General features: G+C 45.9%; 13 protein-coding genes and 3 pseudogenes. 14 read left to right on the top strand and 2 right to left on the bottom strand.

Annotation, left to right across the window (positions count from 1 at the left end; translation table 11 throughout):
• The 10 genes and pseudogenes from RIG27_RS12310 to RIG27_RS12355 all read left to right on the top strand — a co-directional run.
• Positions 1-94: pseudogene (locus tag RIG27_RS12310) on the top strand (RNA-guided endonuclease InsQ/TnpB family protein); the annotation flags it as partial.
• Positions 95-134: 40 nt separating this feature from the next.
• Positions 135-272, top strand: coding sequence for a hypothetical protein (locus RIG27_RS12315; protein WP_446345486.1), 138 nt, complete (start codon positions 135-137; stop codon positions 270-272).
• Positions 273-434: 162 nt separating this feature from the next.
• The gene (locus tag RIG27_RS12320) at positions 435-1955 is read left to right on the top strand and encodes a hypothetical protein (protein ID WP_446345488.1); all 1521 of its coding nucleotides are present in this window, start codon (positions 435-437) and stop codon (positions 1953-1955) included.
• Between the two features lie 426 nt (positions 1956-2381).
• Entirely contained in the window at positions 2382-2843 is a 462-nt protein-coding gene (rimP, locus tag RIG27_RS12325) for a ribosome maturation factor RimP (protein WP_446345490.1), read from the top strand.
• A gap of 89 nt (positions 2844-2932) precedes the next feature.
• Positions 2933-4333 carry a transcription termination factor NusA gene (gene nusA, locus RIG27_RS12330; protein WP_446345492.1) on the top strand — a complete coding sequence of 467 codons (1401 nt, stop codon included), beginning with the start codon at positions 2933-2935 and terminating at the stop codon, positions 4331-4333.
• Positions 4334-4455: 122 nt separating this feature from the next.
• Positions 4456-4707 (top strand): annotated as a pseudogene (locus RIG27_RS12335) (RRXRR domain-containing protein); the annotation flags it as partial.
• A 15-nt stretch (positions 4708-4722) separates the two neighbouring features.
• Positions 4723-5001 (top strand): YlxR family protein, encoded by a 279-nt coding sequence (locus tag RIG27_RS12340; protein ID WP_446345592.1) that lies wholly within the window; start codon positions 4723-4725, stop codon positions 4999-5001.
• Positions 5002-5410: 409 nt separating this feature from the next.
• A complete protein-coding gene (infB, locus tag RIG27_RS12345) occupies positions 5411-8425 on the top strand; it encodes a translation initiation factor IF-2 (protein WP_446345494.1) in 3015 nt (1004 codons plus the stop codon).
• 64 nt (positions 8426-8489) lie between these two features.
• A complete protein-coding gene (locus RIG27_RS12350; protein ID WP_446345496.1) occupies positions 8490-9122 on the top strand; it encodes a low-complexity tail membrane protein in 633 nt (210 codons plus the stop codon).
• Positions 9123-9285: 163 nt separating this feature from the next.
• The gene (locus RIG27_RS12355; RefSeq protein WP_446345498.1) at positions 9286-9489 is read left to right on the top strand and encodes a hypothetical protein; all 204 of its coding nucleotides are present in this window, start codon (positions 9286-9288) and stop codon (positions 9487-9489) included.
• Here the strand turns inward: RIG27_RS12355 and RIG27_RS12360 are convergent.
• Complete coding sequence (locus RIG27_RS12360) at positions 9486-10019, bottom strand: alpha/beta hydrolase (protein ID WP_446345500.1); 534 nt, start codon at positions 10017-10019, stop codon at positions 9486-9488. The two genes, RIG27_RS12355 and RIG27_RS12360, sit on opposite strands and share 4 nt — an antisense overlap.
• A gap of 51 nt (positions 10020-10070) precedes the next feature.
• Entirely contained in the window at positions 10071-10643 is a 573-nt protein-coding gene (locus RIG27_RS12365; RefSeq protein ID WP_446345502.1) for a pentapeptide repeat-containing protein, read from the bottom strand.
• A gap of 205 nt (positions 10644-10848) precedes the next feature.
• On the opposite strand from RIG27_RS12365, the gene RIG27_RS12370 reads away from it, so the two are divergent.
• The 4 genes and pseudogenes from RIG27_RS12370 to RIG27_RS12385 all read left to right on the top strand — a co-directional run bounded on the left by RIG27_RS12370 (position 10849) and on the right by RIG27_RS12385 (position 12799).
• Positions 10849-10989, top strand: a complete 141-nt coding sequence (locus tag RIG27_RS12370) for a hypothetical protein (RefSeq protein ID WP_446345504.1) — start codon at positions 10849-10851, stop codon at positions 10987-10989.
• A gap of 9 nt (positions 10990-10998) precedes the next feature.
• Positions 10999-11118 (top strand): hypothetical protein, encoded by a 120-nt coding sequence (locus RIG27_RS12375; protein WP_446345506.1) that lies wholly within the window; start codon positions 10999-11001, stop codon positions 11116-11118.
• A gap of 228 nt (positions 11119-11346) precedes the next feature.
• Positions 11347-11793 (top strand): annotated as a pseudogene (locus tag RIG27_RS12380) (TenA family protein); the annotation flags it as partial.
• Between the two features lie 94 nt (positions 11794-11887).
• On the top strand, positions 11888-12799 hold the full coding sequence (locus RIG27_RS12385; protein ID WP_446345508.1) for a hypothetical protein: 912 nt from the start codon (positions 11888-11890) through the stop codon (positions 12797-12799).
• Positions 12800-12817: the final 18 nt, after the last annotated feature.

Genomic DNA, 12817 nt, shown 5'->3' on the forward strand with positions numbered 1-12817 from the left:
TGATCATAACGCAGCTATCAACATAAAAAATAGAGCGGAGGGGCATCCCGTTCTTAAAGCTCAACGTCTCCTACGCAATAGCCGGATTGGTTGAGAAGCCTACACTATACCTGTACTCAGGTTAGTGTAGGAGTATGTCACTTTTGGTTCAAGGAACAGATGAGCAAATTCAACAAGCCGAAACCATTCTACGCGATCGGGGGATTGAGGAATGGGATATCTACAACAGTCCCAGCGCCCCCATGACCCACCCTGGCCGTGTCTTTCCATAGTTATAGCAACCGCCAAGCTAACTAACCTAGTTTGACAGAAAACCCTATCACCCATAGGATTGATAGTTCTAGTTAGCACTCAACGTGAATCCCTTCTGATCAGTCCAAGTTTGGCTATAAGTAGTTATATCTAAACTTGGTGCTGGTCTAGTCCTAAAAAATATGTCATCCATCCAACGATTGACCCCAAGCAAAAGTAAGCGTAAATTTCGTCTCGCCCTTTTGTGGGAACGAGCGGTTGCACTTGTGGCTTCGCTGAATTACCTATTGGTTTTGTTTGACTTAACCTACCTACCTCTAAGAGATTTTTGGCTACATGGGGAAGTCCAATTATTGAGTTTTGAAATCGGTCCATGGAGTTTTCCCGGTTTGCCCTTAGAGGTTCCCCTACCGCCGATTACCCAGTGGTATGACCCAATCAAGGGGATTCAACCATATCGAGACACCGAACAATATTTGGATAAGGTTAATGCATTGGAAGCGGAGATTGATGCAACCAATCTCAGAACAAAACTGAGGAGCTTACAATCTCCTGAAGTTACCCAAATTTTGGAAAATCTGCGCCAACGCAGCCTAGACATGATTGATACAAACCCTTTCCAACTTGCCAATAAAACGGGAGATTTGGAAAAAATAAAAAATAAGATGCGGGAGCATATTGACAATGACGAGGATTCTGCCAAAGAAGCCTTTAGAGAATTTTGGAGTCAAGCAAACTTCACCGCTAAAGACCCCCAGAATGAACTCGAATTTTTCAATGAAGAAATTCGTCCGCTAATTGAAGCCAACTACTACCGTCCCATTGGAGAAACAGGTGATTTTGTAGATTACTTTGGACTCCTCATTGACTTCCCGTTTTTCCTAATCTTTTTAACAGATTTCTTGGGTCGTACTTGGTTAATCAGTCACCACCGCACTGGGGTCAGTTGGCTCGATGCGATGTTATGGCGTTGGTATGACATCTTTTTGTTGATTCCCCTCTGGCGCTGGCTGCGAATCATCCCAGTGACAATTAGACTGGATCAAGCGAAGTTAATCGATATGAGTGCGATTCAGAAACAAGCGCGTCAAGGATTTGTCGCTGAAATCGCTGGCGATATGACCCAAGTGGTAGTGATTCAGATTATTAACGAACTCCAATCGTCCATTCGCCAAGGGGAGATAGCCAATTTTCTTCAGCAACGGGAAGTTCGCCCCTACATCGATCTCAACGAAACCGACGAAGTCGCAGCACTGACTAAGATCATGGTGCAGATGACAGTGAATCAAGTGCTTCCCGCCATCCGTTCCGATGTAGAAGACTTGCTAAAGTATAACGTGGACAAAATTTTGAATCAGTCTCAAGCGTATCAGGGACTAGAGAGAGTACCCGGTGTAGAAAGCATTCGCAATCAGTTAACCGAGCGACTGGTGCAACAAATCACCCAAGCGCTTTACGATGGATTAGAGAGTGCGATCGCAGATGATCCAGTTGGGGATCAAATTCTGCAACGGTTAATTCGTCATCTGGGCGAAGCTTATGGCTCTCAAATGCAGACCCAGAAAACCTTAGATGAAATTCAATACTTGCTCAACGCCTTCTTAGAGGAAGTCAAAGTTAATTACGTCGAACGTTTGTCCCAAGAGGACTTAGAAGACATTCTAGACCAAACTCGGGCAATTCGGCAAAAGCGACAGGTGTAGTTGAGGGAGATGAGGGAGATAGGGGAGATAGGGGAGATAGAGGGTTAACTCACGCGCCATGCCCTCTTGCCGAAGTGAAGGGTCAACACTCCACCGTCATCCCCCTTTGCTTGTGGTAACCCGATCCCACAACGTGCAAAGATTGCGCTAAACTCGAACATAGCAACGGAAGTCAATCTATCCTGATGTCGGCGTCTGGGGGAGCTATAAAACTGCTCCCAAGTACACAAGCAGGGTATAGATTGTGTTAATTATTGCTAGGACATCGGTCAAGAAACCGGGTTTCTTTGGGTGAAAGGTTGATATTGCGTTGTCATCCTGACGAGAAACCCGGTTTCTAGGAATACTTAACCGACGCTCTAGGCTTCTTGGCAGAAATTTTACCTGGAGGTGGGTTGAACCCACTTTTTTTGTTGAAGTTTTTCTATGACTCATCCCCTGATTCCACAACTAATCGATTTGGCAACCCCAGTAGCCGAAAAATTGGGATTGGAGTTCGTTGGGGCGGTGTTTCACACGAACAGACGTCCCCCTGTACTTCGGGTAGATATCCGCAACCGCGACGGCGATACGGGTTTAGATGACTGTGAACGCATGAGTCGGGCTTTAGAAGCTGAATTAGATGCCGTGGATCTGATTCCAGATGCTTATGTTTTGGAAATTTCTAGTCCTGGGATCTCGCAAGAGCTAACGACAGACCGAGACTTCATCGCATTTAAAGGATTTTCCGTGGTGGTTAACACCGCTGAACCTGACCAAGGACATAAAGAATGGCGAGGGAAATTAATTCGCCGGGATGATACCCGTGTATATATCAACCAAAAAGGACGGGCGATCGCCATTCCTCGCGATCAAGTGACTAAAGTACTGTTCGATGAGCAGGGTTAAACCTGTTTAGATCTTATGGAATTTAGTCATTGTTGAGCATGGGTTCTGTTGTTCACGACCCCTAATAAACAGTTTATGGAGATTTGCCTATGTCTATCGTTAATCTGCCAGGATTAAAAAAGATGATCGAAGAGATCTCTCAAAGCCATAATTTACCCAAATCAGCCGTCCAACAGGCACTGAGAGAAGCACTGATCAAAGGCTATGAGCGCTATCGTCGAGCGCAACGCATGGAGCGACCTCATTTTGATGATGAGTATTTTAACAACTTTGAAGTCGATTTAGATATCGAAGAAGAAGGATTCCGCATTCTTTGTACCAAAACCATTGTTGAGGAAGTTGGCAACACCGATCATCATATTTCCCTCAAAGAAGTTCAAGAAGTGGCATCAGAGGCACAATTAGGTGACTCGGTGGTTCTGGATGTTACCCCAGATCAACGTGATTTTGGTCGAATGGCTGCCATTCAAACCAAGCAGGTACTCTCCCAAAAACTACGAGATCAACAGCGCAAGTTGATCCAAGAAGAATTTGAAGAGTTAGAAGGAACGGTTCTCCAAGCCAGAGTGCTACGATTTGAGCGGCAATCGGTGATCATGGCGATTAGCAGCAGCTTTGGTCAGCCGGAAGTGGAAGCCGAACTGCCCAAGCGCGAACAATTACCCAACGATACCTATCGCATTGGTAGTACCTTTAAGGTTTTTCTCAAAAAAGTGCGTGAAGGTCCTCACCGTGGACCCCAGCTTGTGGTTTCGCGAGCTTCGGCTGGTTTAGTGGTCTATCTGTTTGCCAATGAAGTCCCAGAAATCGAAGATGAAGTCGTGCGAATCGTGGCGGTGGCGCGAGAAGCTAATCCACCTTCGCGTCATGTCGGACCTCGGACTAAAATTGCCGTGGATACCCTAGAGCGGGATGTTGATCCCGTTGGGGCTTGTATCGGCGCTAGGGGATCGCGCATTCAAGTGGTCGTCAATGAATTGCGTGGCGAAAAAATAGATGTGATTCGCTGGTCGCCTGATCCCGCTACCTATATAGCTAATGCACTGAGTCCCGCACGAGTAGAGGAAGTCTTATTGGTGAATCCAGAAGGGCGTCAGGCTCACATTTTGGTCGCGGAAGATCAGCTAAGTTTAGCTATTGGCAAAGAGGGACAGAATGTTCGCCTAGCAGCTCGTCTCACAGGTTGGAAGATTGATATTAAAGATATCGCCAAGTACGACTACGAAGCTGAACACCAGAAAATGCAGGAGTTACAAGCCGCGATCGCACAGAGGGAAGCCGAACTCGCTGATGAAGAAGAGGATGAGGAGCAACTAGAGAGAGAAACTTCCTCACCAGCCGAGTTAGAGGCAAAGGTGACAAATCCTCAATCCTTAGCCGAGGAGGAATTTGCTGAAGACAAGGAGGAATTTGCTGAAGACGAGGAAGAATTTGCTGAAGATGAGGAAGAATTTGCTGAAGACGAGGAAGAGGAGGATATTTTGTCCTAATCTTAGGAGGATCAAAGTAAGGTGGTAGATTCCTTAAGGGCGTTCATGAACCGCGCCTTACTTCGTGAAGACGCGGATTATGCCTTAAGAGACGTAAACATTTACACGAGTGGATTATCTCTATGAATCGTGTCCCAGTAATCAGTAAAGAAGGAAAGCCACTGATGCCCACTAAACCATCCAGGGCTAGACGGTGGATAAAAGAGGGCAAAGCTGTCGGGAAATGGTCAGATCTAGGCATTTACTATGTCCAACTTGCTTCAAGCACGGCGGAAGTAGTGCAACCGATTACTGTCGGAGTAGATCCCGGAAAATCGTATTCTGGCGTCGGTGTCCAGTCGGCTAAATGTACCCTGCTGCAATTGCACCAAAATCATTGTCCGAATCTTATGGAACCCAATTACCGACGTTGCCTAAGTTGTCGCCGGGTGGCTCAAAAACAAGCATTATGGCGAGTTGTGCGAATCCATCCATCGCGACAGGTAAAATTAGATCAGGGCATGGGACGTTCGGCTTATATCTGTCCTCAAGCGAGTTGTCTGGCAGCGGCTCAGAAAAAAAATCGATTGGGACGAGCGCTGAGGGCATCGGTTCCCGACGAAATTTATCAACGATTATGGCAACGTTTAGAACCTTGTCCCTGGAGCATCCAACGCCGCAGCGATTGAGCATAGCATCCAAAAAACTCCAGCAAGGCTCTCAATGAACCTAAGCAATCGCTAGGATGGTAAAGGAGTACCATTACTAATGGTGTTCGGAGGTGAGTCTGACCCTGATCAAGTTAACAACTCCTACCTGAGGAAGAGACTGAGGATCTAGGGATCTAGAAAATCTATCTAGTTTTGTTAAGATTTGTGTAAGTTAACTATCCAGGCTCTGATTAAGAGTGTAGAGATATCCAACTGGCTTACAGTCAATCAATGATCGCCTGTGTAACATGAGTTATTGGTGAGTTATCGAGTAGACTCTTAAAGACACCTTATTGATTTAAGCCAATCCGGCACGGAAACCAATGACCACGCACGCTTTCAATCATTTAGTTATGGTGTAACAATATGTACGACGGGGGAATAGTGGATGAACAACGGCAAAGTCAGAATTTACGAATTATCACGGGAATTGAATTTGGACAACAAGGACATTTTGAATATTTGCGAAGGACTTCATATTGCAGTCAAAAGTCACAGTAGCACGATTACAGAATCTGAAGCTGAGCGAATCAGAGCGGCGGCGGAAAAATATGCTGAGGGGATCACTAGCCTCAAAGGTCGTGACCAAACAACCTCAGCATCTGCTAACCATGCAGATGGACGCTCTAACAATAATAATCAGCGCAAACAGCAAATTTTGAGCGTTAAACCTAAGCCTCGTTCCAGTTTTAGCTCTTCCCAGGGATCAGAATCTGGGTCAAAGTCTTCTCAACCCCCCGTCAAGCCGACTGTGAATCCACCGCGTCCACCCGCCCAGCTTAATCGACCGACGACACCAGTGAATTTGCAGGAGGACGATTCTGAGTCAGAAACAGAAACAGAAACACCAACTCCATCTCAAGGGTCACAGGAGAACGATACTAAAGCTGAAGTGGAAGCAAAACCCAAACTTATCCAACCCCCCGTTCGACCAGCGTCACCGAAACCCAGTCAACCCACCCAGGTCGAACGACCGAAATTGAAGCGCGAACGATCGGATGAGACCCCTGTCGAGACGGCTAAGCTTTCTGAGCCGTCTGAATCGACGAGTGAGCCTCAACCGCAAACTCCGGCTAAATCTCCCGCCCCAGCTCATCCGAAACCTCCAGCTCAGCCTGTTCCTAAACTTCAATCTCCCCCCAAACGCTCCCGACCGACTCGTCCGGGTGAGAGTCCTGAAGTGGCGGCTATCGATTCGGGTGATCAAGAACAGAAGCAGGACGAGGTCGATGAGGGCGTAGAAACCCTTCTGGAACCACCGGAACTTAAAAATCTTAAAGTCAAACGACCCACGCCGCCACGTCAGTCGAAGAAACGAGAATGGATTGATGAAGAAGAAGATCGCGAAGGAGCTAAACCCGGAAAAGCGGCTAAGCTCAAGCGGCGACCTAAACTGATCGAAGAGGATGAGGAAGAGTTTGATGGTGACTACCAACAAGCTGACACTCCTTTGGCAGTCAGTATGTCGGTCGCTCGTCCTCCTAAACCTAAATCTCAAACGGGACAGACTCCCCCACCAACGGCAGCCAGTCAGGTTAGGAAAAAGCCAGAAGTTAAAACCGGCAGTAAACCAGAAAGTCGCGATCGCCGTCGTGAAAAGCAAGAAGTCGCTGAACGTCCCGAGCAAATTGTGCTAAACGATTCGCTAACCGTTCGAGAACTGGCGAATAAGTTGAACCTTGCCGAAACAGAAGTGATTAAGCAGCTATTCTTCAAGGGATTGGCAGTGAATATTACCCAAACCCTGGATCTGCACACCGCTCAAATGGTTGCCGAAGAACTTGGCGTTGATGTTCAGACAGAAGAAGCTGAATCGGAAGCCACTAAAGTGACCGAAATGCTGGATGCGGCTGACTTGGAATACCTGGTTCGGCGTCCACCCGTAGTCACAATCATGGGTCACGTCGATCACGGTAAAACCACGCTGCTGGATGCCATTCGCGAAACCAAAGTGGCACAAGGCGAAGCGGGAGGAATTACCCAGCACATCGGTGCTTACCATGTCGATGTGGAGCATGAAGATAAAGTCCAACAGGTGGTCTTCCTGGATACTCCAGGTCACGAAGCCTTTACCGCAATGCGGGCACGGGGAGCGCGAGTGACCGATATTGCCATTTTGGTCGTCGCCGCCGATGATGGGGTGCAACCGCAAACCCGAGAAGCGATCAGCCATGCTAAAGCCGCAGAGGTGCCGATTGTGGTTGCCGTTAACAAAATCGACAAGGAAGGGGCTCAACCTGACCGAGTGAAGCAGGAGTTAATGGAACATGGATTAGTCCCAGAAGAATGGGGCGGTGACACGATCATGGTGCCCGTGAGTGCAATCCAAAAAGAAAACTTGGATACGCTCCTGGAAATGATCCTACTCGTTTCTGACATTGAAGAACTCTCCGCTAACCCCACCCGATTAGCCAAAGGCACGGTCATTGAAGCCAACCTGGATAAATCCAGAGGTCCAGTTGCCACATTGTTAGTGCAAAATGGCACGCTGCGGGTGGGTGATACCTTGGTTGCGGGATCGGTCTTCGGTAAAGTACGAGCCATGACCGATGACCGAGGCAAACGAGTAGACGAGGCAGCACCCTCCTTTGCCGTAGAGGTATTGGGTTTAAGCGATGTCCCGGCTGCTGGTGATGAGTTTGACGTCTTTGAACAAGAAAAAGAAGCTCGCGCCGTTGCGGATACGAGAAGCCAAGAACAGCGAGAATCTCGTCTGCAACAGGTGATGTCGTCCCGTCGAGTCAGCCTGAATAGCCTCTCTGCCAAAGCTCAAGAAGGGGAACTCAAAGAACTCAACTTGATCCTGAAGGCAGATGTACAAGGTTCGGTTGAAGCCATTCTGGGTTCACTCAAACAGTTACCCCAAAATGAAGTTCAAATCCGAGTCCTATTAGCGACGGCTGGAGAAGTCACCGAAACCGATGTTGACTTAGCGGCGGCTAGTGGTGCGGTAATCATTGGCTTTAATACCACTTTGGCTCACGGCGCTCGCTCGGCTGCTGAACAAGAGAGTGTTGATGTGCGCGAATACAACATCATCTATAATCTCTTGGATGACATTCAAGCGGCGATGGAAGGGTTACTGGAGCCAGAATTGGTGGAAGAACCCTTAGGTCAAGTGGAAGTCCGAGCTGTCTTCCCCGTCGGTCGTGGTGCGGTGGCAGGTTGCTACGTGCAGTCAGGCAAAGCAGTGCGCAACTGCAAGATCCGAGTGCAACGTCGGGGTCAAATGATCTACGAAGGGGTGCTTGATTCGCTGAAGCGGATGAAGGATGATGTCAAAGAGGTCAATGCCGGATTTGAATGCGGTATTCGTGTTGATAGATTCAATGATTGGACTGAAGGTGACATCATCGAAACCTATAAGATGGTGAGCAAGCGCCGGACTCTATCAGCGACTTAGGTCAAAAGTAATTAGTCCTTGGTTCATCACTAAGGACTAATGACAACAGAGAAAGGATAACCTAATGCGTTCTTTTTGGTCTGAACCATTTTTGTGGATACATTTGGCGGGTTTAGCGGCACTGCCTCTCACGTTAGAAATTGTCGCCCTAGGGCTGGCAACGGGTGAACCCCTGTTACCTATCTGGCTAGAACTTCTGATTGTGGCAGCTATTGGTATTGCACCAGTGTTGTGGATGCAATTGACCCGCCCTTTTGACATTTTTAGCCTGCTCATCGTTGCTTTGACACCTGATCGCCTCACGGAATCCCAGCGACGACTGTTGAGCTTATTTAACCGGAAAACCAACCCGCTGCTAACGACTATGGCAGCAGGTTTTATGGTATGGGTACTGTGGCAAATTTATAGCATCGCTCCTTTAGCTGCAGGGGTCGTTCCCTGGACAGTTCAATGGCACATCGCTGGATTGGCTTTGGCAGGAGTTGGGTTTCTGGCAAGCCACTTATTTTTGCAAGTGCCTTTGAGTGTGGTTCAAGTTCTATTCACGAGCGAGGCGGAGTGGGCAGCAACTCAACCTTATCCAGTGGAAAAAATACCGGAAAACTTTACAGTACCAGGGTTTCGGGTCAAACAAATTTTACCTGCGATCGCCCCAGAGTCTTCCTCTGCTGAATCGTCCCCTGAACAAGTGGATTGAAAATCATGACTTACCCAAAAATTTGGGTAGGTTGGCAATCAGTTGTTGCAAATGTAACAATTTAAACAACCCAGCTCCGTTATTCTGAGAATAAGGTTAAAAAATAAAAATAACAGTTAAGAATTGCTACGAACTCATTCTGTTTAGCTCACGATAAAGGTTTATGAAAAGCACAACTGTATCCGAATCCAACCAAATTTCCACAGATAGTCCAGTTTGGGACAATCTCAAAGAAGCGATCGCAGCCAGTTCTGGATTTCAACGCTGGCAGATGGAGCATCCCGCCGCCCATCACCTTCAGGATCGCAGCTTGGAGCATCGGGTGCGTCGATATTTGCGGGATACCCTAGAGACTCTGGCTTATTAAAAAATCTGAGGCATACCCTCACTCAGGCGGGTAATCTGTTGCACGATTTCCGCTAAGCGATTGCCTTCAACATGAACATCGGCGGTTGGGTAGTTTTCCAGGATTTCGATCAGGGTGATTTGATTATCATTGAGCGCCGAGATCACTAAGGCAGATCGCAACGACTGGCGATTTGCCCGGTTAGTCGGAGTATGAATCACCTCACTCACTTGATCAAGCATTACTTCTCCCACAGGAGTATTGAGAATCCGAGAAAGCATAATCCCATTAACTGAAATGGGTTGGGTTAAAGTCGTCCGCAATTCCTCGGGTTGCTTCCCAGCCAAATCCAGATACGCTTGTAGAGAACGTGATAACTCACCTGTTTGGGCAAATGTCGAGAGTTCGGAAACCGATATCGTCTCTCGCAGAAAACGATATTTTAAGACGACGGATTCTGAGGCGTTAGCAGCCAAGCTATAAGACCAGACACCAAGGACAATGATCCCACTATACAGAAAACGTCGTAAATTTGATAAATAATTAAACATTTGAAAGATGAATAGGGAACAATCAACAATTAACAATTAACAATTCATAAATTAAGGTAATAAAGTGCCATCAGGCATAATAGCGTAGCTAAGTTTAGCGTTATTGAGGATAGTATTATCCAAGTCTGCCTCTCTCAAGTCAGCACCACTCAAATCAGCCCCCCTCAAATTCGCATTACTTAAATCCGCCGCCCTTAGTTCAGCAAGGCTTAAATTGGCACCAACTAGGTTAGTATTCGCTAGTTTAGCCAGACTTAATCCAGCGCCAGCCAGATTCGCACGAGTTAGATTCGCACCGATTAATGCAGCCACAATCAGATTAGCTCCAGTTAACTTCGCATCCGTAAGATTCGCAGAAACCAGACTCGCACCACTCAGGTTTGCATACTCAAGATTGGCACGTCTTAAATCGGCGCGGATAAGATTAGCACCAGCCAGATTAGCCCCCTTCAAATTCGTATTGCTCAAGAGAGCATCCGGCAATTGTACTCCACTCAAATCACACTCAACACAGCTACCTGTTTGTCGCAATTGTTCTAGGTGTGCTGGATTGAAGGCTGGTGCTGAGGGGTGTAGCCAGAGAGAGGCAAACAGGATGAGAGGGGGAAAGACTTTAAATCTCATGGCATGACGTTTGACTTTTTGATGATGGCTAACTGTGAGAACTAAACCCGACGCTCTAGAATCTATGACTCCTATCACCTAAAGCTTAGACTATCATCACAAAAAATTAACGGTTTGCATCACCAGCTCCTTAATTGAAATCACAGATAGTGAGAAGATACTGGCAGTTGACAGGTCAAAAGAGCGACAATCAGAGGAGTGGGTTATGCTAGAAAGACTACTGCTAGCGATCGCGGTTACATTCTCAGTGTATCTATCGGTAGACGGTGGATTTGACAAAACACCGATCCCTTCAGTCTTACAACTGCCAACTTTTCCCGAACAAAATTTGAGTCCATGGCAATAAACAAGCGCTATGACACTTAGCAGCGATTTATGGCAATCTAACCAAGACTTGGCACAGGAGTGCCTCGCACACCCTTTTGTCCAAGGTATCGCCACAGGAACACTTGAGCGCCGGAAATTTGCTTACTAATTTGCTTACTAATTTGCTTACTATTTGCTTACTATGTTGGTCAAGATGCGTAGTTATGGAATTTAGTTTTTGCTGTCAATTTACCAGCTTTTACAGCTTTGTCAATGAAATACAAAAACAATTTACCCTTAATATTAGCTTACAACTTGCTTGTTGTCAGCTAATAAACTGGCGATTCATCCCACGCTCAATCGAAGATTAGAGCGTGGGGAACCTATCGCCGGATAAGCTAAATGTTCCGACTGGGATGGATTTAACACGTTTCATAATCTCGCTAGCGGCGTTCTCGAAGAATTACGCCTGCATCAGAATTATGCCACAGCCTGGGGAGTCAACTTACACCAGATTGAACCCGCCGTAGCGACGCGGCGTTATACTGACTTCTTGTTGGCAACGGCTTGGGGACGTGAGATTGGTTTAATTACAGTAGCAATGACACCCTGCATGCGCTTGTATGCGTTTTTGGGTCAAGAATTAGCTAAAGATGGTATTCCCGAACACACCTATACGGATTGGATTCGCACGTATAGTAATCCAGAGTTTGAGCAGTTAGCGCAGCAACTAGAGAGGTTGACGGATTACGCCTCACTCTCAGCCACCGTCAAATCCAGCTATCGCTATGCTATGCTGTTTGAACGAGAGTTCTTTCAGGCAGCTTGGCAGATTAAAACATGACTAGGGCTTAGTGCTAATCACTAGCTTGATGGTTATATAGATTAATTAAATTCAACCAATAGACTCTATGATAAACCCTAATAACTGACTTGTGATGAAAAATTTTTGTATTTTGGAGCAAGGTGGTTTGTGCAACGAACAAATCACCATCGAAAAGAAAAATTTATTTACAACTGAATTTAGTGATTTTTATAGATTAAATTGGAGAACCGAAAATGACCCTTATGCTTTTATCACCCGAAAGAATATAACGTGGAGTGAAGGGCGCAGCTTCCTATACGAATGTGTTCCCAAGAATTATGATTATTATATATTTATAGATGACGATATTGTTTTTAATTCTGATGTTGAAGATATCGCGTCAACAATAAAAGAATTACTGATTGAATATAAACCACTTACTGGTACTTTTTTCAATTGGGAAAGCTGGGGCTTTAAAGGACATCTTAACAGGGAAGTAGCTCTGGCTAAGAAGGCTTTTCCCATTTCCGGTTACGATCAGCAAGTTCAGATTTTTTCAAAAAGCTTTGCTGATGTGATGTTTCCAGTGCCTTATCATGGGGCAAGGAGATCAATGTGGTATTCCCAATGGGCTTGTTACAAGCTTTTCCCTTTTAAACAGCTATGTCTTACAAAAATTCAAGTTAAGGGGGTTCGTAGTAGTAAACAAGCTAGCACTCAAAAAATTTTAAATTACATGACCTTTTCTCCCTATGACGAAATAACATTATTATTTAATCAGGATGTATTCGATAAATCTTTTAATTCCCCTAAAAGTCAGGTTGTTGCAAATAACTTAGCTATCTTCGATAATCAGCCAGATAAAACTGAAGTCAACATTTATTTGAGTGATTTAGCGAAACTTTATGACATCAATAATTTAAACTTTAAATACCGGACATCATTGGCAAATAATAGTTATAAACTAAGGCTTTTAGTCAAGCGATTACGCCAGCCCAGATATTTCATTAGAAAACTATATTCATCAGTCAGAAAAACATTATGAATTAATAAGTAATAAATA

Source organism: Coleofasciculus sp. F4-SAH-05 (assembly GCF_040222985.1).
In the GTDB taxonomy this organism is placed as follows: domain Bacteria; phylum Cyanobacteriota; class Cyanobacteriia; order Cyanobacteriales; family Coleofasciculaceae; genus Coleofasciculus; species Coleofasciculus chthonoplastes.

Bases quoted from the DNA above. Each gene is read 5' to 3' on its own strand.
- RIG27_RS12315 (WP_446345486.1), top strand. From the start codon at position 135: ATGTCACTTTTGGTTCAAGGAACAGATGAGCAAATTCAACAAGCCGAA.
- RIG27_RS12320 (WP_446345488.1), top strand. From the start codon at position 435: ATGTCATCCATCCAACGATTGACCCCAAGCAAAAGTAAGCGTAAATTT.
- rimP (WP_446345490.1), top strand. From the start codon at position 2,382: ATGACTCATCCCCTGATTCCACAACTAATCGATTTGGCAACCCCAGTA.
- nusA (WP_446345492.1), top strand. From the start codon at position 2,933: ATGTCTATCGTTAATCTGCCAGGATTAAAAAAGATGATCGAAGAGATC.
- RIG27_RS12340 (WP_446345592.1), top strand. From the start codon at position 4,723: ATGGAACCCAATTACCGACGTTGCCTAAGTTGTCGCCGGGTGGCTCAA.
- infB (WP_446345494.1), top strand. From the start codon at position 5,411: ATGAACAACGGCAAAGTCAGAATTTACGAATTATCACGGGAATTGAAT.
- RIG27_RS12350 (WP_446345496.1), top strand. From the start codon at position 8,490: ATGCGTTCTTTTTGGTCTGAACCATTTTTGTGGATACATTTGGCGGGT.
- RIG27_RS12355 (WP_446345498.1), top strand. From the start codon at position 9,286: ATGAAAAGCACAACTGTATCCGAATCCAACCAAATTTCCACAGATAGT.
- RIG27_RS12360 (WP_446345500.1), bottom strand. From the start codon at position 10,019: ATGTTTAATTATTTATCAAATTTACGACGTTTTCTGTATAGTGGGATC.
- RIG27_RS12365 (WP_446345502.1), bottom strand. From the start codon at position 10,643: ATGAGATTTAAAGTCTTTCCCCCTCTCATCCTGTTTGCCTCTCTCTGG.
- RIG27_RS12370 (WP_446345504.1), top strand. From the start codon at position 10,849: ATGCTAGAAAGACTACTGCTAGCGATCGCGGTTACATTCTCAGTGTAT.
- RIG27_RS12375 (WP_446345506.1), top strand. From the start codon at position 10,999: ATGACACTTAGCAGCGATTTATGGCAATCTAACCAAGACTTGGCACAG.
- RIG27_RS12385 (WP_446345508.1), top strand. From the start codon at position 11,888: ATGAAAAATTTTTGTATTTTGGAGCAAGGTGGTTTGTGCAACGAACAA.